Source organism: Streptomyces neyagawaensis (genome assembly GCF_023516595.1).
GTDB lineage: Bacteria > Actinomycetota > Actinomycetes > Streptomycetales > Streptomycetaceae > Streptomyces > Streptomyces neyagawaensis.
This window is the reverse complement of sequence record NZ_JAMGBG010000025.1, coordinates 123,175-146,557: the sequence shown is the minus strand read 5'-3', so window position 1 is coordinate 146,557 and position 23,383 is coordinate 123,175. Positions and strand designations below refer to the sequence as shown.

The window sequence follows — 23,383 nt, the reverse complement described above, 5'->3', positions numbered from 1 at the left end:
ACCAGGAAACGACGGTGCCGGGCGCGATTCGGGTGTCGGTGAAAGGAATCTGTAGCACTCCGAGGCTCTCTGTTCGTATGCGTGGGGGAGTGGGGGAGTGGGGGAGTGGGGGACGCGGGCAGGGGTGCGGATTTCCGGCGAGGACCGGGAACCGGGCACCGGGAATCGGGGAAACAGGTCAAGCGAGTCGGGCCAGCAGAGAACTCACCGCCGCGTCGACGCCGTTCTCGGCGCGGATCAAGGGGGCCATCTCCGTCGCCCGGTACCACAGGTGCCGGTCCTCGACCGCCCGGCCGATCGCCTCCGCGAGCCTCTCCGCCGTGAGGCGCTGGGCGGGGACGGGAGCGGGGGCCACGCCCAGCGCCCGCATCCGTTCGGACCAGTAGGACTGGTCGCCCATGTGCGGGCAGAGGACCTGGGGGCGACCGGCGGCGAGGGCGGCCGCGACGGTGCTGGGGCCACCGTGGTGGACGACCGCCGCCGTACGCGGGAAGAGCCAGTCGTGGGGCGCCGCGTCGATCGTCAGGACGTTCCGTGACGGGGGAGACGGCTCGATGCCGCCGCGCCCCGTCGCCACGACGGCCCTCACCCCGGACAGCCGGACCGCCTCGAGGACCAGGGCGTTGTACGAGGGCGCCCAGGTGTCGGACATGCTCCCGAAGTCGATGCAGACCGGTGCAGGTCCCTCGTCCAGGAAGCGGGTCAGCTCCGCGGGCGGCGTCCAGTCGTGGCGCGCCGGCATGAACCAGAAGCCCGTGGTGCGCACGGCGTCGCCCCAGACGGGGTCGACGGGCATCACATGCCGGCTGAACGACTGGAGAACCAGCCGCCGTTTGCCCTCGGGATCGCGCAGCCACCCCCGGGCGCCGTACCTGCGCGCCGTGAGCCCCAGCTCCGTCGTCCGCCAGCGCTCCACCTCACGGGACCGCTGGGTCGCCGTCACGACGGCGTAGGTGCTCCGGTTCAGGAAACGGGGTACCCGCGGCAACGGCAGTAGAGAGCAGGGGAATTCATCGGTGGGAATCCAGCCGGGCTGCAGGGCGACGACGACGGCGGGCACCTCCAGCATGTCGGCCACATGCTGGGCGGGGAACGCCGCCGAATGCACCACGGCCGCCACGTCCCCGTGATCGTGGGCGATCGCTGCCACGTCCTGCAGCGAGGGAATCAGTAGTTTCTTCAGTCGGGCGACCGTTCTCGCGGCCGCGATGTTCCCACGTACTCCCAGCAGCCCGTTGTCGATGATCCGGCGGGTTTCCGGCTCGTCGAGAATCCGGGTGGGGCCGTCGTCGATCGACGCGAAATCCACCCCGTACGCGGCTGCTTCGGACGCGTACGGCGGCGGAGCGGCCAATAACGGTGTGTGGCCGTGGCGACGGAGCGCCACGGCCAGTGCGAGGAAGGGCCGCACGTCCTCGCTGGTACCGCATGCCGCGAGGAGAACCTTGCGCGGGCGGATGCCGATTCCGGGGCTCGCCGGCCCTGATTCTTTGGGCATGACCACGCGCAGAACCTAGCAGAAGGCAAATAGAATGAGTTTTAGGTGTAAAAGAGTTCGAAATTCTCCCGGGGGAACGCTCAGGTACGGAACGGACCCGTCACCTCGTACGTGATGCCGCCCGACGAACTGCCGCTGGTGCCGCGCTGGCTGGAGAAGTACAGCCGGCGGCCGTCGGGGGAGAAGGCCGGGCCGGTGATCTCCGAGGCGGACTGGCCGTCGACGCGGAGGAAGGGGGCGACGACGTCGTCCGGGGTGATCAGACAGATCTCCATGGTGCCGCCGTCCTCCGCGACGAACAGATCGCCGGAGGCCGTGCCGGTGACGTTGTCGACGCCGGTGAGCGGGGCACTGCCGCCGGTCACCAGGGAGTCGTCGTAGGCGAGTTCGATGGTCTGCGCGGCGGCGTCGTACTGCCAGACGCGGTTGTCGCCCTTCGTCGTGAACCAGCAGGTGTCGTCGGCGTAGTAGCAGCCCTCGCCGCCGTTGAAGCGCTTGGCGCCCGACACCTGGTTGCGGGTGGCGGTCGCGCCGGACGGGTCGGGGACCCTGGTCCAGGTCACCGGGCCGCTGGTGCCGGTGCCGGCCACCATGACCTCCAGCGTGCCCGACGACAGATCGCCCCAAGTCGTCGGCCGGAAGCGGTAGAAGCAGCCGTCGGTGACGTCCTCCGTCAGGTAGACGACCCCGCGCACGGGATCGGCGGCTGCCGCCTCGTGCTTGAACCGGCCCATCGCGTCCCGGCGCACCGCCGCCTTCACACCCCACGGGTCGGTCTCGTAGACGTATCCCCGGTCGACCTCCTCGCAGGACAGCCAGGTGTCCCAGGGCGTCTTTCCGCCCGCGCAGTTGGTCCGGGTGCCCGAGAGGATGCGGTACGCCGAGGTGACCGTGCCCGTCGAGGAGAACCGCACCGCGCTCGCACCGCCGGACGGGCTGATCTCCGAGTTGGAGACATAGATCCAGCCGCTGCCGTCCGCGTAACAGGCCCCGCCGTCGGGCGCGTTGTGCCAGGTGTACGACGTGCCGGGGACCCGCTGGCCGGAGCGGGCGACGACCCGGCTGGTGAAACCGCTCGGGAGCCTGATGCCGTTGGCGTCCGGCGCACCGAGCGCACCGTACGGGCCCGCGCCGGGCTGGGCGGGCGCGGCGTACGCGGCGCCGCGCCACAGGGTTCCGCCGAACGCGATCGAGGTGCCGCCGAGGACGGCCGCGCGTAGCAGGGTACGACGTTCCACTGTCGCTCCAAAGGTGCGTTGACCGGCCCGCCTGCCGGTCGGCGGCGGGGTCGCGCGGTGACGGAACTTAGCCGAGCGTGATTGACGGAGCATGGACAATCAATGGCCGTGCGGGGGCGTTCTCGGGCGGCCCGCCCCGACGGGGCGGGGGCCGCGGTCGCTGAACGCCGCGCGCCCCCCGAGCCGGGGGCGCCGGCTCACGCGGGCAGCGGCGGCGCCTCGCGCTTGCGCGGACCGGGGCGCGTACCGAAACCGTGGCCGCCGGGCGGGACCGGCGGTTCCGCCGAGGGCAGGCGGACGACGGCGTCCAGGCCGCCCGTGGCCGCCTCGTGGAGCGTGACCTCGCCGCCGCTGGCGTGCGCGAGCCGCTGGACGAGGGAGAGGCCGAGTCCGGTGCCGCCCTTGGGGGCGCCGGGGGCGCGCCAGAAGCGGTCGAAGGCACGGGCCCGCTGCTCGGCCGTCATCCCGGGCCCCTCGTCGGTGACATGGAGGTCGACCCAGGCGGGCCGGGCGTCGCGCAGGCTCCGTCGGGCCGGGACGAGGAGCCGTAGCTCCATGGTGACCGTGCTGCCGGACGGGGAGGCCCGCAGCGCGTTGGAGAGCAGGTTGTCGAGCAGCTGCTCCACGGCCCCCGGCAGTGCGGTCACCGGTCCCACGCTGCCCGCGAAGAGGACCAGCGAGACCCCCTCGCGTTCGAACAACGGGCCCCAGGTGCGGTGCCGCTCCGCGCAGATCGCGCCCACGTCGACCGGCACCGGGATGGCCGCCGCCTCCTCCAGGCGGGCCATCGCGAGCAGTCCCTCGATCATCCGGGCCAGCCGGTCGGTCTCGGTGACGGCGGCGTCGAGGCTCGGCCGGGCGGGCCGGGCGATGTCCGGCTCCAGGTTCTCCAGACGCAGCCGCAGCGCCGCCAGCGGTGTCTTCAGCTGGTGCGACGCCTCCCCGGCGAAGGCCCGCTGCGAGGCCAGCAGGTGTTCCAGCCGGGCGGCGGTCGTGTTGAAGGCCGCCGCCAGGCGGAGCACCTCCGGCGGGCCGGAGGTGACCTTCACGGAGGTGGCCGCGCCGCCCTCGGCGAGACGGTGCGTGGCCTCCTCCAACTGCCGGATGGGCCGCCCCGCCCACCGCGCGAACGCGAACGCCGCCACCGTCACACCGGCGAGCACCGCCAGCCCGGCCAGCACGAGCAGCAGCCACACCGCGAACACGCGCGCGTGCACCATGGTCGTGGGCAGGGTGACGCGCACGGCACCCTGGGTCGCGCCGACGGAGGCCGGGCCGACGGCGGCCGGGGCCTCGTCGGCGGAGCGGGGGGTCGTACGCGCACGCGTGTGCGTGACCGTCGAGGCGGCTGGGCCTGAGCCAGGGCTTGCAGCTGTGGCTGGGGCGGTGTCGGCGGTTGTGGCCGTGGCCGTGTGGCCCACGGGGGCCGCCACGGACAGGTAGTGGACCCCGCCGGTCGTCGTCGTGCGTACGTCGGTGGTGGCGCGGCCCTGGAGCGCGGCGGAGATCTCGGGGAGGGAGGCCAGGTCCCGCCTCTCCTCCGCGGACAGGTCGTGCGAGGTGGCCAGCAGATTCCCCCGCGCGTCGACGATGACCACCTTGCCGCCGATGCGCTCGGCGCAGTGCGCGGCCCGTTCGGCGAGTTCGTCCGGACGCCGGGCGGCGAGGGACAGCGCGGCGAACGCGGCCACCGACTCGGCCTCGTCATTGGCGGAGTTGACGATCCGCTCGCGTTCGGCCCGTGAGTAGACGAAGCCCAACGGGATCTCCAGGCCCAGCAGGACGAGGGCGGCGAGGCTGAGGTAGCTCAGCAGCAGCCGGCGGGTCATGAGGCCGCCGCCTCGGGCGTGTGGTGCCGGCCCGGACCGGGCCCCGGCCCGCGGCCCTGCCCCGGCCCGGGCCCACGGACGGCGAGCCGGAAGCCGACACCCCGCAGGGTCTGGATCCACGCCGGGTCGCCCAACTTGCGGCGCAGGGTCGCGACATGCACGTCCAGGGTCTTGGTGGGGCCCTGGTAGTGGTCGTCCCAGACGCGGTTGAGGATCTGCTGCCGGGAGTAGACCGCCCCCGGGTCCTCGGTGAGCAGCGCCAGCAGCTCGAACTCCTTCGGCGTCAGCGCGACCGGCACGTCCCCCACCCACACCTGCCGGGTCCGCCGGTCCACGACCAGCGGCCCGGGCGACGGCACGGAACGGTCACCCGCGCTGCCCGCACCGCCCGCGCTGGCCACGCCGGAGGCGTCACGGGGCTCGACCGGGGCCTGTTCGTAGGAGGGGGGTGCGTAGGCAGGGGGCTCGTAGGCGGTCGGCTCGTAGACCGGGGGTTCGTGAACGGTGTGGTCGCCGGCAGGGGGTTCGTTCACACGGGTGCCGTGCGCGGGCGTCTCGTACGCCGTCGCCCAGTCGTACTCGGGCGAGGCACCGATGCCGCGCCGCGCGCCGGACGCCCCCGGTACGGACGCGGTCCCGGACAGCACCTCTCCTCGTACCGTGAACTCCCCTGTCCGGAAGTCGGGTTGGGCGAACGGGTCGCCCGACGAACCCGGTACCGGTGCCGGTCCCGCTCCCTGTCCCGGTTCCGGCCCGGGCCGTTGGCGCCGTCGGGACACCGCTCGGATCCGGGCCACCAGCTCGCGGATGCTGAATGGTTTCGCCAGGTAGTCGTCGGCGCCCAGCTCCAGGCCCAGGACGCGGTCGGCCTCCTCGCCCCGCGCGCTGAGGATGATGATGGGGACGTCGGAGGACCGGCGGATGCCACGGCAGACGTCGATGCCGTCCATGTCGGGCAGACCGAGATCCAGCAGGACGACATCGCCGTGCGGACCTCTCAACCCGTCCGCGCCGGTGGCCACGTGGTGGACCGTCAGGCCGAAGTGGCGCAGCCCGTCTGCGAGCGGTTCGGCGATCGTCTCGTCGTCCTCGATGAGCAGCACTCGTACGCCCATGGCGTCCTGTCTCTCCAAAGGGTCCGTACAACACGGTTCCCGTGCTGTGGGATCGACCACGCTACAAGAGACCGAACAGTGATGCGCAGCGAATCCGGAGCATTGTGAAATGACCCTCAGAAACCGCTTGTATTCAGCCGGTCGACCTGCGGAGAAGGGTGCCCTGGCTGAAATCTATGGAAACCCTGGCGGCGTTTTAGTGTTCGCTTAACCTTCCTCTGGTGATCGCCCCCCTACGGTCGTCCTACCTGGTCGGAAGCAGCAAGGAGGGCAGGATGAAGGCGTTGCTGGATCGCGCCCGGTCGTTCAGGCGCCGGGTCGACTTCGAGAGCGACGAATACCGGAAACTCGCCGTCGGGCAATTCCCCGAGGCGTTGTTCATTACCTGCTCGGACTCACGGGTGATTCCCGCGCTGATCACCGGAGCGCGCCCCGGAGAGATATTCGAGCTACGGAATGCGGGCAACATCGTGCCGCCGCACGACGCGTACGGAGCGGCCTCCGGCGAGGCCGCCACCATCGAGTACGCACTGGAGGTCCTCGGCGTTCAGGACATCGTCGTCTGCGGTCACTCGCACTGCGGGGCGATGGGCGCGCTGAAGTACCGCGCCGACCTGTCCGGGCTGCCCCGGGTGGACGCGTGGCTCGACTACGCCCGCCCCGCGCTCGCCCCCGTCCTGCGCGACGGAGACGGGGCGGACGGTGAGGGCGGGCCCGCGACGGGGGTCGCCGCCGTGTCCGACGACCCCGCCCTGCGCGAGGTCGTCCAGCTGAACATCCGCAACCAGCTCGCCGTGCTCCGCGAGTACCCCGTCGCCCGGCAGCAACTGGAGGCCGGACGGCTGCGGTTGCACGGCTGGTACTACGAGATCGACACCGGCACGATCCATGAACTCGACGAGGACGGCGGGTTCGAGGTGCACGGCTCATGAGCGGCGCACACGGCCGACACGCGGCGGGCGCCCACCGGAGGCCCCCCGCGACCGACTGGGGCGGTGGCCCTGGAGGGGCGGAGTGGGGCGGCAGCCCCGGAGGAGCGGAGTGGGGGCCGCCCGAGGCGCTGTTCCCGGAGTCGCCCGCCGGGGCCTCCGCCTCGACGAAACGTGCCGGGCGGGCGCGGGATGGTGGGCGGGGCGACCTCGGTACCGAGATCACCGCCTCCCTCGTGGTGTTCCTCGTCGCGCTGCCGCTCTGCATCGGCGTGGCCGTCGCCTCCGGGGTCCCCGCCGAGCTGGGCATCATCTCCGGGGTGATCGGCGGTCTGGTGGTCGGCGCCGCGCGCGGCAGCACCCTCCAGGTCAGCGGGCCGGCGGCCGGGCTCGCCGCGCTGGTCGCCGAGACGGTGATGGAGTTCGGCGTCGCCATGCTCGGCGTGATCGTCCTCTTCTCCGGCATCCTCCAGATCGTGCTGGGCCTGGTGAGACTGGGTCGGATGTTCCAGGCGATCTCCCTCGCCGTCGTCCAGGGCATGCTCGCCGGCATCGGACTGCCGCTGATGTTCAGCCAGCTGTACCCGTTGACCGACGCGAAGGCGCCGGGCACCCCCTTCGAGAACATGGCCGGAGTCCCCGGGCTGATCGCCGACACCCTGACCGATCCGCAGGCGCTCGTCGCCGCCGGGCTCGGCATCGTCACCGTCGTGCTGAGCTTCCTGTGGAAGCGGCTGCCCGGTCCGGCGGCCGTCAAGAAGATCCCGGCCGCGCTCGTGGCGGTCGGCATCGGTATCGCCGTCGCCTCCCTGCCGGGCGTCGACGTGCGGACGCTCCAGGTGGGCAACCTGCTGGCCTCCGTGGACGTACCCGGACCGGGACAGCTCGCCGGGCTCGCCGACGCGGGGATCATCACGGCGATCCTCACGTTCACGGTGATCGCCTCGGCGGAGAGCCTGTTCACCGCCGCCGCGGTGGACCGGATGCATGACGGGCCGCGCACCCGCTACAACACCGAGCTGATCGCGCAGGGGGCGGGCAACACGGTCGCCGGTCTCCTCGGCGCGCTGCCCATCACCGCCGTCGTCGCCCGGAGTTCGGCGAATGTGCAGGCCGGGGCCAAGACACGGCTCTCCCGTACGCTCCACGGGCTCTGGCTGCTCGCCTTCGCGCTGCTGCTGCCGCAGGTGCTCGCCCTCATCCCGATCTCCGTGCTCGCGGGCGTGCTGGTTCACAGCGGGTGGAAACTGTTCGCGCCGGAGGAGTTCCCCAAGATGTGGCGGCAGGACCGCGGTGAGTTCGCCGTCATGACGCTGACGACGCTCGTCATCACGGCGACGGCGCTGCTCGAAGGGGTGCTGTTCGGACTCGCGGCGGGTGTCGTGCTGGCCGCGCTGCGGATGTCGCAGACCGTGGTACGGCAGCACATCGAGGACGACACGGCGAAGGTCGTCATGGCGGGCAACGCGACGTTTCTGCGGTTGCCGCGGCTGATCGACGCGCTGGAGAACGCGGCGGCCTCCGGGAAGCCGCGGATCCGGCTCGATCTGCTGGGGGTCACGCATCTCGACCATGCGTGCCGCAGCCAGGTGGAGGAGTTCGTGGCGCAGCAGCGGGGAGCAGGGGTGCGGGTCGAACTGCTGATGCCGGAGCTGACGGCGACGGGGTCGGTCCCCGAGGGGCGGGGGGCCGTGCCGCCGCGGCCGGAGGCTCCGCCGGTGTCGAGGCCCATGTCGGTGCCGGTGCCCGTGCCGGGGGTTGTGCAGGTGCCGACCGGGTCGCCTGGGCCTGGGCCTGATGCCGAGTGGTTCTATCTCGATACGCGGCCGATGCCGGAGGGGGTGGAGGAGGAGGCTTGGGCCGGCTGGTAGGGCGCCTTCCAGCTCGGGGGCGGGGGTGCGTCGGCGAGTGCGGCGTCCGTCGTGGTCGCTCGCGCAGTTCCCCGCGCCCCTGAGAAGCCGGGGCTGCGCCCCGCTTCCCCCGCGGCCCGCAGGCATCGGCCGTCCCCGCGCCCCTGGGAGGCCGGGCTGCGCCCCGCTTCCCCCGCGGCCCGCGGTGTGTCACACCCGCAGACAAGCGTCCCGGCTGCTCCTACGCTGGCGGGGTCAAAGGGGCTTTCGGAAGGGTGGCGGTATGGCGGGGTGGAACGTGGGCGACATTCCGGACCAGCGTGGCCGTGTCGCCGTCGTGACCGGTGCCAACAGTGGCATCGGGTACGTCGCCGCCCGTGAGCTCGCCCGGCGCGGTGCCCGGGTCGTGCTCGCCTGCCGCAGTGAGGAGCGGGGTCTCGCCGCCCTGGAGCGGATGAGGGCCGAGGTGCCCGGCGGCCATGTCGAGCTGCTGCGGCTGGACCTCGGGGACCTCGCCTCCGTGCGGGAGTTCGCCGCCGCGTACGAGGAGACGTACGAGCGGCTCGATCTGCTGATCAACAACGCGGGCGTGATGGCCGTGGCCGAGGGCCGTACCGCCGACGGGTTCGAGACGCAGTTCGGCACCAACCACCTCGGCCACTTCGCGCTCACCGGACTGCTGGCGCCCCTGCTGCTCGCCACCGCAGACGCGCGGGTCGTGACCCTCTCCAGCGGGATGCACCTGCGCGCCAACATCGACCTCGACGACCTGGACACCGCGCGCAGATACGGGCGCTGGCTGGCGTACGGCCGTTCCAAGACGGCCAATCTGCTGTTCACGCACGAGCTGGCCCGGCGACTCGCGGCGGCCGGTTCCGACGTCGTCGCCGCGGCCGCCCACCCCGGGTACGCGGCGACCAACCTCCAGACCGCCGGGGCCAAGGCGGAGGGCCGCAAGGCGACCGAGCGGTTCATGCGGGTCGGCAACCGGTTCTTCGCCCAGTCCGCCGACGCGGGCGCCCTGCCCACGCTGTACGCGGCCACCGCGCCCGGCGTCGCACCCGACTCCTTCATCGGCCCCCGGTTCCTGATGTGGCGCGGCGCGCCCGCCAGGTCGCCGCGCGCCCCCTGGACCCTCGACGACCGGGCCGGCGAACTCCTCTGGGAGCGCTCGGAGCGGCTGACCGGGGTGACGTTCGACCAGCTGAAGTCCTGACCCGGGGCAGCGGCGCCCCGTACCGGCCGGCGGTGAACGCGGCGGCGCCGGAACGGTACGTGCCCGTTCCGGCGCCCACGCACGACGGGGGAGGGTTTACGACGCCCGTACCTCGTACGTCCTGACGCGCACCGTCTCGTCGTCGAGGCACTGCCCGGTCTCCAGGTCGAAGCGCTGCTTCAGCAGGGGGGAGGCGACGAACGGCCGGCCCTGGTGCGAGCCGGTGAGGCCGCGGGAGAGGACCGCCGCGCCGCCGAACGGGTCGCGGTTGTCGATGGCGTAGAGGGTGCCCGCGCGGTCGCGGAACAGGGCCACCTGCTCGCCGTCGGGCAGCAGGGCCGCCACACCGCGGCCCGGCAGCAGGGCGCTCAGGTCGCAGACCGTGAGCCAGCCGTCGGTGAGCCGCAGTTGGACCTTCAGGTCGGTCGTCTCGGGTGCCAGGGTCATCGCTGGGCGGTTCCTTCCAGGACGTCTTCGGCGGGGCGCAGGCCGATGGACAGGAGCGGCAGGTCGGGCTTGATCTGGTCGCGCTCGGGCACGAAGCCCACGACCGGGTCGGGGGTGTCCGGCGCGTTCACGAAGGACACGAAACGGGCGAGCTTCTCCGGGTCGTTGATGGTGTCGGCCCACTCGTCGCGGTAGTGGGAGACGTGCGCCGCCATCAGCGACTCCAGCTCCTCACAGATGCCGAGGGAGTCCTCCACCACCACGTCCCGTACGTGGTCCAGTCCGCCGGGGAGCCGCTCCAGCCAGGTCGACGTGCGCTCCAGGCGGTCCGCCGTGCGGATGTAGAACATCAGGAAGCGGTCGATCAGCCGGATCAGCTCGGCGTCGGAGAGGTCCTGCGCCAGCAGGTCCGCGTGGCGCGGGGTGGCGCCGCCGTTGCCGCCGACGTACAGGTTCCAGCCGTTGGTGGTGGCGATGACGCCGAAGTCCTTCGACTGGGCCTCGGCGCACTCGCGGGCGCACCCGGAGACCGCCGACTTGAGCTTGTGCGGAGAACGCAGGCCCCGGTAGCGCAGCTCCAGGTCGATCGCCATGCGGACGGAGTCCTGGACACCGTAGCGGCACCAGGTCTGCCCGACGCAGGACTTCACCGTACGCAGGGACTTGCCGTACGCGTGGCCCGACTCGAAGCCGGCGTCCACCAACCGGGTCCAGATGAGCGGGAGTTGTTCGACGCGGGCGCCGAACATGTCGATCCGCTGACCGCCGGTGATCTTGGTGTAGAGGCCGAAGTCGCGGGCGATCTCCCCGATGACGATCAGGCCCTCGGGGGTGATCTCACCACCGGGGATGCGGGGGACGACCGAGTACGAGCCGTTCTTCTGGAGGTTGGCGAGGAAGTGGTCGTTGGTGTCCTGGAGGGCCGCCTGCTCGCCGTCCAGGACGTAGACGTCGGCGCCGATCGTCGGGGCGAGGGAGGCGATGATCGAGCCGACGGCCGGCTTGCAGATCTCGCAGCCGTCGCCGCCCCGGGCCTCCTCGCGGCCGTACCGGTCCAGCAGGTCCTGGTACGTGTTGACGCGCAGCGCCAGGACGATCTCGTACAGCTCCTCGCGGGTCTGCGAGAAGCAGCCGCACAGGCCCTTGTCGACGACGACACCGCCGGCCTCCAGCTCGGCGTTGACCAGCTGGCCGAGGACCTTGACGCAGGAGCCGCAGGTCGTACCGGCCTTGGTGCACTTCTTCACCTCGGGCACGGTGGTGCACTTGTGCTCGGTGACGGCCTCGCGGATCGTGCCCTTGCGGACGTTGTTGCAGGAGCAGATGATCGCGTCGTCCGGCAGCGCGGTCGGGCCGAGCTGGGCGGACTCCCCGGCACCCGCGGGCAGCACCAGCGACTCGGGGGAGACCGGCGGCACCGACCCGGTGAACGCCTTCAGCGTGCCGTACGCCTCCGCGTCGCCGACCAGGATGCCGCCGAGGAGCGTGCCGTCCCGGCCGATGACCAGCTTCTTGTACAGGCCCGAGCGGGAGTCGGAGTAGACGACGTCCAGGCAGTCCTCGGTGGTGCCGTGCGCGTCGCCGAAGGACGCCACGTCCACGCCGAGGAGCTTCAGCTTGGTGGACAGGTCCGCGCCGGTGAACTCCGCCTCGTCCTCGGCGATCGTCGCGGCGGCCGTCTCGGCCTGCTCGTAACCGGGGGCCACCAGGCCGTACACCCGGCCGTCGGAGGCCAGCGCGCACTCGCCGATCGCGAACACGTGCGGGTCGGAGACCGTACGGCACTGCTCGTCGACCGTGATGCCGCCGCGCTCGCCGACCGTCAGGCCGCAGTCGCGGGCCAGCTGGTCGCGGGGGCGGACACCGGCGGAGAACACCACCATGTCGGTGGCGAGTTCGGAGCCGTCGGACAGCTTCATCCCGGTGACAGCGCCGTCCTCGCCGACGACGATCTCCTGGGTGCCCACCCCGGTGTGCACGGACAGGCCCATCTCCTCGATGGTCCGCAGCAGCGCCGCGCCACCGCCCTCGTCGACCTGCACCGGCATCAGCCGCGGCGCGAACTCCACGATGTGCGACTCGATCCCGAGGCCCTTGAGCGCGCCCGCGGCCTCCAGGCCGAGCAGTCCGCCGCCGACCACGGCACCCACCCGCGCCCGGCTCTTCGCGTACTCCTCGATCGCGAGGAGGTCCTCGATGGTGCGGTAGACGAAGCAGCCCTCGGCGTCCTTGTTCGGCACCGGCGGCACGAACGGGTAGGAGCCGGTGGCGAGGACGAGGACGTCGTAGTCGAAGACCTGCCCGGACCGTGCCGTGACCTTGCGGGCCTCGCGGTCCACGGTCTCGGCGGGGTCGCCGATGTACAGCTCGATGCCGTGGCTCTCGATGAACGCCATGTCCGTCATTGACAGGTCCTCGGGCGTCCTGCCCGAGAAGTACGAGGTCAATGCCACACGGTCATAGGCGGGGCGCGGCTCCTCGCAGAGCACGACCACGCGGTGCGTGGCGGTCAGGCCGCGCTCGGCGAGCGCTTCGAGGAAGCGCTGGCCGACCATGCCATGGCCGACGAGCACGATCGTGGGGTTCGCCCCAGTGGCGGTCATCAGGAGCCTCCATCGTTGGTGAGCAGGTGGAGCAGAGGGCCGTTGTCGGGGAGCGGCTCTGCTCCCTCCCAGGCGCGGGCGAGCGCGCCGACAGTGCCGAGTTCGCCGACGAGCACCCCGCCGACCAGGCGGTCGTCACGGACGACGACCTTGCGGTAGGTGCCGCGGGTGGCGTCCGCGAGCTGGATGACGTCGTCTCCGGGCCGGGCGTCGGGCTCGCCGAACGCGGCGAGGTCGAGGAAGTCCTGCCCGGCGAGCGTCAGCCGGGTCAGGGCGCGGGTGCCGGTGTAGCGGGAGCCCGTGTCCCCCGCCAGCAACTCGGCGAGTACGTCGGCCTGTTCGAGCGCCGGGGTGGCGAGGCCGTAGACCGTGCCCTCGAACTGGGCGCAGTCGCCGATCGCGTGGATGTGCGGGTCGGAGGTGCGCAGCTCCTCGTCGACGATGACGCCCTTGTGCACGGCGAGTCCGGCGTCCTGCGCGAGACCCACGCGGGGGTGGACTCCGCAGGCGATGACGACGAGGTCCGCGTCGAGCGCGTACCCGTCGGCCAGGGACACCGACCGCACGCTCCCGCCGACGCTGCGCACCGCGCGGACCCGGGTCTCGGTGTGCACCTCGACACCCAGCTCGGTGAGGTGTCGGCGGACCAGCTTCGACGCCGACGGGTCGAGCTGGCGTTCCATCAGCCGCTCGCCCTGCTGGGCGAGGACGACCTGGGCGCCGCGCTGGGCGAGGGCCCGCGACGCGGAGACGCCGAGCAGCCCGCCGCCGATGACGACGGCCCGCACACCGGGCCGCACCGCCTTCGACAGCCCCAGGCAGTCGTCCATGGTCCGGAAGGCGTGCACACCCTCGGGGAACTCGTGCCGCTCGGGGTCCCACAGACCGCGCAGCGGCGGCAGCACGGGGTTCGAACCGGTCGCGAGGACAAGGGTGTCGTAGGCGATCTCCGTACCGTCCGCGAGATGTACGGCTCGCATCTCGCGGTCGATACGGACGACCCGGCCCCGGCTCAGCCGAGGGGGCGCGGGCAGCGCGATGACCTCGGGCGCGTACCGCCCGGCCAGGACATCGGCGAGCAGCACCCGGTTGTACGGTGTGTGCTCCTCCTCGCCCACCAGGGTGGCGGGCACACCGAGCTCTCCCAGCCGCCGGGCGAGACGTACGCCCGCGAGGCCGGAGCCGATCACCACCACACGCTCATTCGAGGTCATGTCCTTGAGCGTGCGGTGCCGGTGTTACCCGATCGCATCACCCCTGTTTCCCACGAGGAACGCTGCCCTCCCCACGACCCGCACAGGAGTGTGAGGGGTTTCCGGAGGGTCGGGGCGGGGTGTGAGAACAACGCCCGGACCACCCCTGACCAGGAGAGACGGCCCGCGACGCGGGCGTATACGGGAGGACGGTCGCCCGATTACTGGAGGACGGCGCCCGATCGCCCCCGCCGCGAGCGGGCCGACGGGGAACCTCAGAAAACCCTCAGGTCGATGGACGGCACACCTATGTCGACCCGTAGGGTCCGATCATGCCCGACATATCGCTGACCATGGTCGTCGTCCTGTGCCTCGCGGCTCTCGCGGCCGGCTGGATCGACGCCGTGGTGGGCGGCGGCGGGCTGCTGCTCCTGCCCGCCCTGCTCCTCGGTCTGCCGAACGGCGCCTCCGCCGCCCAGTACGCCCTCGGCACCAACAAGGCGGTCGCGATCGTCGGCACCACCGGCGCGGCCGTGACCTACGCCCGCCGCACCCCGGTCGACGTACGGATCGCCGTCCGCATCGGCCTCGCGGCGCTCGCCGGCTCGACGGCCGGTGCGTTCGTCGCCGCCGGCATGAGCACGGAGATCCTGAAACCGGTCGTCATGGTCGTCCTCCTGGGCGTCGGCGCGTTCGTCATCCTGCGCCCCTCCTTCGGCACGGCACCCGCCACCGGCCCGGTCTCACCCCGCCGCGTCCTCGCCGCGATCGGCCTCGCGGGCGTCGGCATCGGCTTCTACGACGGTCTCATCGGCCCCGGCACCGGCACGTTCCTCGTCCTCACCCTCACCGCGGTCCTCCACCTCGACCTGGTCACCGCCTCCGCGACCGCGAAGATCGTCAACTGCTGCACCAACGCCGGCGCCCTCGCCACGTTCGCCTGGAAGGGCACGGTGTACTGGCAGCTGGCCGCGCTGATGGCCGTCTTCAACCTCGTCGGGGGCACGGTCGGCGCGCACACGGCACTGAAGAAGGGCAGCGGCTTCGTCCGCGTCGTGCTGCTGACGGTGGTGTTCACGCTGGTGGCGAAGATGGCGTACGAACAGTGGCTGGCATGAGGACGAGGGCGGGAACGAGGGCGAGGGGCTCCCCTCAGCGGAGGCGGCTGCCGGTGAGGTGGGCGAAGACGACGACGTTGCCCTCGTAGCCGGTCGAGCGGGAGTACGGGCCGCCGCAGGTGATGACCCGCAACTCCGGTCGCGCGGCAGCCCCGTACACCTTCTCGTCGGGGAAGTCCCGCGCGGCGTACGCCTCGACCGCGTCCACCGTGAAGACGGCGGTGCCGCCGTCCCGCCGGTCCACCTCGATCGTGGCGCCCCGCCGCACCGCGCCGAGGTCGTAGAAGACGGCCGGCCCGTCCGCGTTGTCGACGTGCCCGGCGACGATCGCGGTGCCCCGCTCGCCCGGGCTGGTGCCGGCCGCGTACCAGCCGGCGAGGTTCTCCTTCTCGGCGGGCGGCACGTCGAGGCTGCCGGCGGGGGTGAGGCCGAGCCCGGTCAGCGGGGCGTCCACACGGATCGAGGGAATCCGGATCCGCTCCGGCGGCGAGGGAGCCAGGGCGGCCACGACCGCCCCCTCGGGCCCCGGGCGACTCTGCCCCCGACCGAGCCCCTGCGCCGCTGACGGCTGCGGGGGCGCGTGGGAGGCGGTACCGCTGCGCACCAGCCAGGCACCGCAGCAGAGGGCGACGACGGTGACACCGGTCAGGACGACGTCGACGCACCGCCGCACGGGGTCTCCTCCAGTCATCGCACGGGGCCTCCTCCAGGCTTGGCGGCCGGTCGTCATCTTGTTCGTCTTGTTCCTCCCCTCCGGGCCGAAGGGGAGGAAGGCCCGGAGGGGAGGGCGGCGGTACCGGCGGACGGGTTGCGGAGGGCGTCCGTCAGATCCTGTCGCCTCTCGCCCGGCGATGCAGGAGCCAGGTACCGCCCGCGGCGGCGACGGCGAGAGCCGCCATGCCGGCCGCGGTCTGCACGGGATCGGTGCCGAATGCGCCGCCGACCCCCGTCTTCACACTCCCTCTCGGATGCGCCGGCGGCGCGCTGTGACCGCCGGTCAACGAGACCACGAGGTCCCCGGCCACCCGCCGTCCGCCCTTCGCGCAGGTCGCGACGATCTCGTACGTCCCCGGCTGGGCGCTCGGCGGCACCTCGAACCGCCCGCTGGGCCAGGGCCGGCCGGCGCCGGGCGCGAGCGGGAAGGAGCCGGCCCCGACCGCGCTGGCGTCGCCCGCACCCTTACCGTCCGCACCGCAGGCCGCCGTACGGGCGGTCACCTCGTCACCGGGGATGACATCGGCGGGGGTCAACTCCAGCCGCCCACGGTCCTCCCCGCCGTACGCCGGGGCGGAGGGGAGGAGGAGAGCCGCGATGAGGGCCGGAGTGAGGACGGCGAGCGCGGTGCCGGTCAGCGGGCGGGCGATACGTCGCATCGAGCCGGCTCCTCCCGTGAGTCCACCTTGCCCTTTCGAGGTAAGGGGCACATGGAGCGCGGCGCTCGCTGAGGGCTCGTCAGAAAGGGGGGTGGCGGGGGCTGGGGGAGGGCGGACACGGGTGGGGGTGGACGGTGTTTGGGCAGGTCATTGGTGCGGTGGGGGGAGCGGGTGGGGTGGAGGGGGCGGGGGACGTACGAATGGGTGACGCGGGGGAGGGCTGGGAGTGAGCGGGGAGGAGGCTGAGGAGGACGGACAGGGGTGCGGCTGCGACTTGACCTCAAGTTCAGTTGAGGTAGGAGGGTGGTCGCCATGACGACCTCGACAGGTGAGCAAGCCGCTCCCCACACCGCCGTGACCCCTTCCTCCGCCTCCGCCTCCTCGTCCTCCGCCCCGGTACGGGTGACGGTGGTCGTCGGGAGCAACCGCACGGGCCGGTTCGGGCCGGTGGTGGCCCAGTGGCTCGTGGACCGCGTGAACGAACACGACGACTTCGAGGTGGACGTCGTGGATGTCGCCGAGATCGACCTTCCGACGACGTTCGCGCCGACTCCCGAGGTGACGGCGCAGCTGGCGGAGGTCACGCCGAAGCTGGCGTCCGCGGAGGCGTTCGTGGTGCTGACGCCCGAGTACAACCACTCCTACCCGGCGGCCTTGAAGAACCTCATCGACTGGCACTTCCACGAGTGGCGGGCCAAGCCGGTCGCCCTCGTCTCGTACGGCGGGGTCTCGGGCGGCCTCCGCGCGACGGAGCACCTCCGCCAGGTCTTCGCCGAGCTGCACGCCACGACGGTCCGCGACACCGTCTCCTTCCACAACGCGCACGGCTCCTTCGACGACACCGGCCGCCTGAAGGACCCGACCGGCCCCGACGCCGCGGCGAAGGTGATGCTGGACCAGCTGGCGTGGTGGGGGAGGGCCCTGAGGGAGGCGAAGGAGAGGCGACCGTACGGGTGAGGGGCGGCTTGGGGTGCCTGGCCGGGTGCGGCTGAGTGGGGGCTGCTCGTGCAGTTCCCCGCGCCCCTGAACGGCCCTGCGCCCCTGATCGGCTCCGCGCCCCTGAACGGCCCTGCGGGTCGATGTGTGTGTGGGGGGCGGCCGTGTGTCATGTCGCCGCGGGTGTCACTCCGCGTCGCGTCGGGCCTGGCCGCGGCGGCGGAGCAGCAGGAGGCCGCCGGCGACCGCGGTGACGCCGGTCGCGGCCGTCCACAGAGGGAGGTCCGAGGTACCGGTGGCGGCCAGGTCCTTGTCGCTCTTTGCGCCCTGGGTGCTGACGCCCCCGGAGGACTGCCCGGCCGAGGACTTGGACGAACCGGATTTCCCGGAGGTGCCGGACTTGGCGGTCGCCGACTTCGGCGGGGACAGTGAGGCCGCCGCCTCGGCCGCGGTGGCCTTGTCCCTGGTGTACGCCAGTGTGCCGAAGCCGAGTTCGTCGAATCCGCCGCTGTTCGGCCCGTAGTGGCCGCCGCCTCCCTCGGGCCCGCTGCGGGCCAGCATCTCGCGGGTGTTCGGCATGGCCATGCGGCGCCTGTTGGCGTAGTGGTTGTAGACCCGCGCCCAGACCGGGCGCCCACCGCCGCGGCCGCCTTCGGAGATGGTGTTCTGCACCGTATCCACGCAGTGCACGCCATTTGTCCAGGTGTAGGGGGTGTAGGGCACGTCGTAGCCGAGGTTGTACCGGGCGACGTACTCGCACGCCTTGCGGAACCTGGAGTCGTCCGCGCCGTAGAGGTCGACGCCCTGGTTCCAGGCCATCTCGCAGATGGTGCCCATCAGGCCGATGCCCATCATGCTGTGGGCCTGGTCGCGCCCGCTCTCCTGCCACTGGGCCAGGCCCACGTCGTTGTAGACGTAGGGGATCGCCTTGGCCAGCGCGCCGTTGCCTTCGCCGTTGTAGAAGTAGTCCACCGTCTCGTCGAACTTGGCCCGGTCGTCGCAGAGGATCCCGATGGCCATGATCGACGCCATGGAGCACAGGTCCCAGTTCGCCCAGTAGTGGCCGATGCAATTGGTCTCGCGGTACATCATGTGGCGGTTCATCGGATAGAAGTGCTTGACCAGCATGTCCTGGAAACGGGCCAGGTCGAAGCCGGGGTAGCCGCGCAAGAGCTCGCCGACGTTGGCGAACTGGTACCCGTAGATGCCCGCCAGGAGCACGACTTCGGAGCCTCCGCCGATACCCTTCAGCGTCCCCGACCAGGCGTTGCAGATGTCCCGCGCGGTGTCGGCGTATGCGGTGTCGCCGGTGATCTTCCAGCGCAGCGCCCTCTGGTAGGCGGCGTGGATGTCGCGGTAGAGGGCCCCGTAGTTCTGGACGCCGCTCCCTCCCCGGATCGGGGTCACCTGCGGGTTGGGCCGCCATGCGGCCTGCGAGTGGCGGCCGGTGGTGAGGGTGAGCTTTTCGAAACCCGCCGTGTAGGGGGCGGCGCCCGCCTTCACCTTGGCGGCCATGCGCTCGAGATCGGCCCGGGTGTGGAGCATCCCCGGGTGCACGAAGGGCGTGCCCGCCGCCGCCGCGGGGGATGCGGCCACGCCCGTGCCGATACCGATACCGACCGCGCCGGTCGCCGCTCCAGCGGCCTTGAGCATGCTGCGTCGACTGATCCGAAGTGTCACTGCGTCGTTCCTCGGGCTTTCGTGGGGACGGTGCCTGCGTAGAGGAGACGTGACACGGAGCGGGCGATAACAGAAAAGGTGAGCCCCGGACTCGGATCGCGTTGGTCGGAGGCCGCGCTTCAGGAGCGCGGGGAACTGCGCGAGAAACCACAACGCACCCGCACCCGCCGCAGCCACCCGCACCCCCGAGCCCCAAGGCGCCCCAGCGGGGCCGAAGGGGCGCAGCCCCTGGGGAATGGGAACGGGTAGGGGTGGTGGGGGCGAAACCCTGATGCGCCCCCACAACGACCGCTCACCCCCCGCAACCACCGCCAGGAGTACCCGGAGTACCTGGACCGTCCGGAGTCCCCGGTCCACCAGGTGTTCCCGGCGTTCCCGGACCGTCCGGCGTTCCCGGACCGTCCGGAGTACCTGGACCGTCCGGAGTACCTGGACCGTCCGGAGTACCTGGACCGTCCGGCGTTCCCGGGTACCCCGGTGCATCCGGATGGTCCGGCACACCCGGACCCTCTGGGGTACCGGGCGCACCCGGACCCTCCGGTACATCCGGTGTGCCTGGCCCTTCCGGAGCACCTGGCCCACCCGGAACCTCCGGGGTACCCGGCACATCAGGACCACCTGGCGCGTCGGGCGTATCCGGTGTATCCGGCGTATCCGGTGAGCCCGGTGTGCCCGGGACTTCAGGAGTCGTCGGCCCCTCCGGCTGCGCAGGCACTTCGGGCTCGGCGGGCACCTCGGGTTCCGCAGGCGTCTGTGGCTCGGCGGGCACCTCGGGTTCCTGCGCAGGCGCCTCAGGCTCAGCGGGCACTTCGGGTTCCACAGGCACGTCAGGCTCGACAGGCACGTCAGGCTCGACAGGCACGTCAGGCTCGACAGGCACGTCAGGGTGGGCTGGCACGTCAGGGTGGGCTGGCACCTCGGGCTGCGCAGGAACCTCCCGCTCCCCCTCTCCCCCGGGAGGCTCAGCCGTACTACGACCCCCGTCCCCACTCCCGCCAGGCGCACCCCCACCGCCCGCCGACTCATCCGCACCCGCCCCCAAGTCCTCACCGGACGAGTCCACCGCGGTCGTGTCGGTGTCGGTGTCAGCAGCCGGCCCGGTTTCCTCGGCCCGAGGTGCCTCCGGCCCCCGAGGCGCAGGCGCCTCAGCCACCGGCACCCTCTCCGGCGGGGTCGTCGAGGGCCCGAGGCCACCGAGGACGATCCCCGCGGCGACGGCAGCGGCAGCGACGGCCGTACCCATGACCGCAACGCCCGGCCCCTTGGCCTTCACCCCACCCACCACACCTTGCCGCACCCCATGCGAGGCGGCGCCGCCAATTCCCGCGCTCCCCGCGCCCCCTGCACCTCCCGCGCTCCCCGCACTCCCCGCGACGAACGACAGCAGGACCTTGCCCCCGGCCCCGCTCCCGCCCACGGCGCACACCACCAGCGCCGGACCGACCAGCGCGGGAAGCCGGTCGTTCGTGCGCATGAGGACGGCGAGCCGCGCCCGGCAGTCGTCGCACGCGTCCACATGGCTGAGCAACTGCTCCGACTGCCGCGCGGTAGCCGTCCCGCGCACATACGCCGGCATCCGCCCCCATCGCACCTGGCACGCCGGATCGACCGGCGCCCCCGGCTGCTCCCGAAGGAACGCCTGCCGCATCCCCTCCCGCGCCCGGTGCAACAGCACCGCCGTCGCCCCCTGTTTGGCACCGATCCGCTGCCCGACCGCCTCCAACGGCTGGCCCTCCGCCTCGGCGAGCCAGAGCGCCCGCACCCACCGTTCGGGCAACTGGCCCAGCACCCGCACCAGCAGATCCACCGACGACACCTGCTCGGCCGGGTCGGCCGCGCCGTCCGCGTGGACCTCGGCGTCGGCCCGCTCGGGCGCCGTTGGGTCCTGCGGCGTCTCGCGGACCGCGCTCCCGGCGGCTGCCGCGAGATGCCGCACCGTCGTCATCAGATACGCCGGTACGTTGTCGATCTCGTGCCCCGCGGACAGGCGCCGCCAGACCCGGAAGTGCGCCTCGGCGACCAGGTCCTCCGCCGTCCAGCTGTTCCGGGTGAGGGAGCGCGCGTAGGCGACGAGACGCGAGTGCTGCTCCTCGTAGATCCGGGTGTACGCCTTGGTGGCGGACGCGGAGTGGGACCCGGGCCCGGACCCCTGGGCGGGCACGGTGGGCGCGGACCCCTGGGCGGGCACGGTGGGCGTAATGGGCGCGGCCGGTGGGGTGGCGGGACCGTCGGTCATGGCAGGAACGCTCTCTTGTCGCCTGCTGATGGGACGAGGTCGATTTTGTATGTAGAGATGACGAAAAACTCAAGCAATCACTCAACGTGATGCGCGACACAGCGAGTTACACCCGCGGCCTCTGCTGTCCACCCAGCACCCCCGTCACCCGACCCGCCCGCTATGTTCGAGCCGTTCATCCGACATTCGGAGCTGGCATTGCAGAAGACAGACGAACCGGCCGAGGAGACGGCGGCGGTGAGACCGGCCCAAGCGAAGGCGCGCGACTCGAAGGCGACCGACCCGAAGGCGACCGACTCGAACGCGGCCGACTCGAAGGCGATCGACTCGGACACGCCCGAGGACGCGGCCGAGCACTCCTGGCCCCGCCACTGGCTCCTCCTGCTCCTCGGCGCGGCCGTCGTCCCCGGTGCCGTGCTGTTCCTCGTCGGGCGGGGGCTGGAGGAACCGGCCGTCCAGGCGTGGCGGACGGTGTGTCTGTCCATCGCCGTGCAGGCGTTGCCGTTCCTGCTCCTCGGTACGGCCCTGTCGGGGGCCATCAACGCGTTCGTACCGACGCAGGTGTTCAGCCGGCTGCTGCCCCGCAACCCCGCCCTGGCGGTCCCGGTGGCGGGCGCCGCCGGAGTCGTCCTGCCCGGCTGCGAGTGCGCGTCCGTGCCGGTCGCGAACAGCCTGATACGCCGGGGGGTCGACCCGGCGGCCGCGTTCGCCTTCCTGCTGTCGGCCCCCGCCGTCAACCCGATCGTCCTCGTCGCCACCGCCGTCGCCTTCCCCGGCAGCCCCGAGATGGTGCTGGCCCGGCTGCTCGCCTCGCTCCTCACCGCCGCCGCGATGGGCTGGCTGTGGCTGTGGCTGGGCCGCGCCGAGTGGCTGAAGCCGGTCCCACGCCACACGGGACACCACGTGGGGCGCAGCCGCTGGACGGAGTTCCGGCTCGGCTTCCAGCACGACTTCCTGCACGCGGGCGGCTTCCTGGTCGTCGGCGCGATGGCGGCGGCCACCTTCAACGTCGTGGTCCCGCGTTCCGTGCTCGACACCTTCGCCGACTCGCCCTGGCTCTCGGTGCTGTTCCTCGCCGGGCTCGCCATCCTCCTGTCCGTCTGCTCCGAGGCCGACGCCTTCGTCGCCGCCTCCCTCTCCGGCTTCTCGCCCCTCGCGCGGCTGACGTTCATGGTGGTGGGACCGATGGTCGACCTGAAGCTGATCGCCCTGCAGACGGGCACGTTCGGCCGGGCCTTCGCGCTCCGCTTCTCCGCCGCGACTGTCATCGTGGCGATCCTCGCCAGCGCCCTGATCGGAGGCGTCCTGCTGTGAAACGACCTCTTCAGGCCCTCCTGCTCCTCGTCAGCGGTCTCGGCCTGCTCCACGCGACGGTGTTCACGGACCTCTACCTCAGGTACGTGAAGGAGGGCATGCGCCCTCTGCTCATCGTCTCGGGGGCCGTGCTGCTCCTACTGGGCACGGCGGAAGCGTGGTCGCTCCGCAAACCGACCACCCCCACCCCGAACAACGCGCAAGCCACCCCCGACGAGGACCACGGCCATGACCACGGCCATGACCACGGCCATGACCACGGTCATGACCACGGCCATGACCACTCCACCCCGCCCCGCATAGCGTGGCTCCTCCTGCTCCCCGCCCTGAGCCTGCTCTTCTACGCGCCGCCGGCCATCGGCGCGTACAGCGCGTCCCGTGAGGCGCCGAAGGCTGTGGCGGTGAAGGACCAGGACGAGTTCGATCCGCTCCCCGCGACGTCACCGCTGCCGATGACCCTCACGGACTTCACCAGCCGGGTGCAGCAGGACCGGGCGAAGGCCATCGAGGGGCGAGTGGTCCGGATGACCGGTTTCGCGACGCCCGACGGGAGCGGCGACGGCTGGTACCTGACCCGTTCGATCTTCAGCTGCTGCGCGGCGGACACACAGTTCGTGAAGGTCCGCGCCCACGGCACCCCGGCCCCGTCCGCGGACACCTGGGTCACGGTCACCGGCACCTGGCACGTCGGCGGCACCCTCGGCACGAACTCCGCCGACGTCGCCCTCGACGTCCGCACCATCGAGAAGATCACCCGCCCGACGAACGGCTACACGGACGCCCTCCCGCCCCTGGCCGAGTGACACCC

At 72.1% G+C, this 23,383-nt stretch carries 18 protein-coding genes; 7 read left to right on the top strand and 11 right to left on the bottom strand.

Features of this window, described 5'->3' with window-relative positions; genetic code table 11:
* Window positions 1-178: 178 nt before the first annotated feature.
* The 4 genes from M8J73_RS13325 to M8J73_RS13310 form a co-directional block, all read right to left on the bottom strand.
* The gene (locus M8J73_RS13325) at window positions 179-1,498 is read right to left on the bottom strand and encodes a glycosyltransferase (protein ID WP_249828670.1); all 1,320 of its coding nucleotides are present in this window, start codon (window positions 1,496-1,498) and stop codon (window positions 179-181) included.
* Between the two features lie 80 nt (window positions 1,499-1,578).
* Window positions 1,579-2,736, bottom strand: a complete 1,158-nt coding sequence (locus M8J73_RS13320) for an alkaline phosphatase PhoX (RefSeq protein ID WP_055537903.1) — start codon at window positions 2,734-2,736, stop codon at window positions 1,579-1,581.
* A gap of 197 nt (window positions 2,737-2,933) precedes the next feature.
* Entirely contained in the window at window positions 2,934-4,565 is a 1,632-nt protein-coding gene (locus M8J73_RS13315) for a sensor histidine kinase (protein WP_249828641.1), read from the bottom strand.
* Window positions 4,562-5,680, bottom strand: a complete 1,119-nt coding sequence (locus tag M8J73_RS13310; RefSeq protein ID WP_055540898.1) for a response regulator transcription factor — start codon at window positions 5,678-5,680, stop codon at window positions 4,562-4,564. Before M8J73_RS13310 ends, M8J73_RS13315 begins: the two co-directional genes overlap by 4 nt.
* Window positions 5,681-5,955: 275 nt before the next feature.
* Here M8J73_RS13310 and M8J73_RS13305 point away from each other — a divergent pair, with 275 nt between their 5' ends.
* The 3 genes from M8J73_RS13305 to M8J73_RS13295 all read left to right on the top strand — a co-directional run bounded on the left by M8J73_RS13305 (window position 5,956) and on the right by M8J73_RS13295 (window position 9,675).
* Entirely contained in the window at window positions 5,956-6,612 is a 657-nt protein-coding gene (locus M8J73_RS13305; protein WP_055540899.1) for a carbonic anhydrase, read from the top strand.
* A complete protein-coding gene (locus tag M8J73_RS13300; RefSeq protein ID WP_079055061.1) occupies window positions 6,609-8,480 on the top strand; it encodes a SulP family inorganic anion transporter in 1,872 nt (623 codons plus the stop codon). The genes M8J73_RS13305 and M8J73_RS13300 overlap by 4 nt, the downstream gene beginning before the upstream one ends.
* Before the next feature lie 262 nt (window positions 8,481-8,742).
* On the top strand, window positions 8,743-9,675 hold the full coding sequence (locus M8J73_RS13295; protein WP_249828640.1) for an oxidoreductase: 933 nt from the start codon (window positions 8,743-8,745) through the stop codon (window positions 9,673-9,675).
* 96 nt (window positions 9,676-9,771) lie between these two features.
* On the opposite strand, the gene nirD is transcribed toward M8J73_RS13295, so the two are convergent.
* The 3 genes from nirD to M8J73_RS13280 are packed head-to-tail and all read right to left on the bottom strand — an operon-like array spanning window position 9,772 to window position 13,939.
* Window positions 9,772-10,122 carry a nitrite reductase small subunit NirD gene (nirD, locus tag M8J73_RS13290; RefSeq protein WP_055539529.1) on the bottom strand — a complete coding sequence of 117 codons (351 nt, stop codon included), beginning with the start codon at window positions 10,120-10,122 and terminating at the stop codon, window positions 9,772-9,774.
* On the bottom strand, window positions 10,119-12,725 hold the full coding sequence (gene nirB / locus M8J73_RS13285) for a nitrite reductase large subunit NirB (RefSeq protein ID WP_055539530.1): 2,607 nt from the start codon (window positions 12,723-12,725) through the stop codon (window positions 10,119-10,121). Before nirB ends, nirD begins: the two co-directional genes overlap by 4 nt.
* Window positions 12,725-13,939: an NAD(P)/FAD-dependent oxidoreductase gene (locus tag M8J73_RS13280; protein ID WP_055539531.1), complete on the bottom strand. Its 1,215-nt coding sequence runs from the start codon at window positions 13,937-13,939 to the stop codon at window positions 12,725-12,727. Before M8J73_RS13280 ends, nirB begins: the two co-directional genes overlap by 1 nt.
* Window positions 13,940-14,250: 311 nt before the next feature.
* On the opposite strand from M8J73_RS13280, the gene M8J73_RS13275 reads away from it, so the two are divergent.
* Window positions 14,251-15,036: a sulfite exporter TauE/SafE family protein gene (locus M8J73_RS13275; RefSeq protein WP_055539532.1), complete on the top strand. Its 786-nt coding sequence runs from the start codon at window positions 14,251-14,253 to the stop codon at window positions 15,034-15,036.
* A gap of 34 nt (window positions 15,037-15,070) precedes the next feature.
* On the opposite strand, the gene M8J73_RS13270 is transcribed toward M8J73_RS13275, so the two are convergent.
* The gene (locus M8J73_RS13270) at window positions 15,071-15,727 is read right to left on the bottom strand and encodes a class F sortase (protein WP_249828639.1); all 657 of its coding nucleotides are present in this window, start codon (window positions 15,725-15,727) and stop codon (window positions 15,071-15,073) included.
* Window positions 15,728-15,860: 133 nt separating this feature from the next.
* A complete protein-coding gene (locus M8J73_RS13265) occupies window positions 15,861-16,409 on the bottom strand; it encodes a GVDTG sorting domain-containing protein (protein WP_249828638.1) in 549 nt (182 codons plus the stop codon).
* Between the two features lie 312 nt (window positions 16,410-16,721).
* Here M8J73_RS13265 and M8J73_RS13260 point away from each other — a divergent pair, with 312 nt between their 5' ends.
* A complete protein-coding gene (locus M8J73_RS13260; protein ID WP_249828637.1) occupies window positions 16,722-17,366 on the top strand; it encodes an NADPH-dependent FMN reductase in 645 nt (214 codons plus the stop codon).
* Window positions 17,367-17,531: 165 nt separating this feature from the next.
* Here M8J73_RS13260 and M8J73_RS13255 read toward each other — a convergent pair whose 3' ends face one another.
* Window positions 17,532-19,025 (bottom strand): alginate lyase family protein, encoded by a 1,494-nt coding sequence (locus M8J73_RS13255; RefSeq protein WP_308408346.1) that lies wholly within the window; start codon window positions 19,023-19,025, stop codon window positions 17,532-17,534.
* Between the two features lie 292 nt (window positions 19,026-19,317).
* Complete coding sequence (locus M8J73_RS13250; RefSeq protein ID WP_308408345.1) at window positions 19,318-21,261, bottom strand: sigma-70 family RNA polymerase sigma factor; 1,944 nt, start codon at window positions 21,259-21,261, stop codon at window positions 19,318-19,320.
* 162 nt (window positions 21,262-21,423) lie between these two features.
* On the opposite strand from M8J73_RS13250, the gene M8J73_RS13245 reads away from it, so the two are divergent.
* Window positions 21,424-22,575 (top strand): permease, encoded by a 1,152-nt coding sequence (locus M8J73_RS13245; protein WP_055542053.1) that lies wholly within the window; start codon window positions 21,424-21,426, stop codon window positions 22,573-22,575.
* Window positions 22,572-23,378, top strand: a complete 807-nt coding sequence (locus M8J73_RS13240; protein WP_249828636.1) for a TIGR03943 family putative permease subunit — start codon at window positions 22,572-22,574, stop codon at window positions 23,376-23,378. Before M8J73_RS13245 ends, M8J73_RS13240 begins: the two co-directional genes overlap by 4 nt.
* Window positions 23,379-23,383 lie beyond the last annotated feature (5 nt).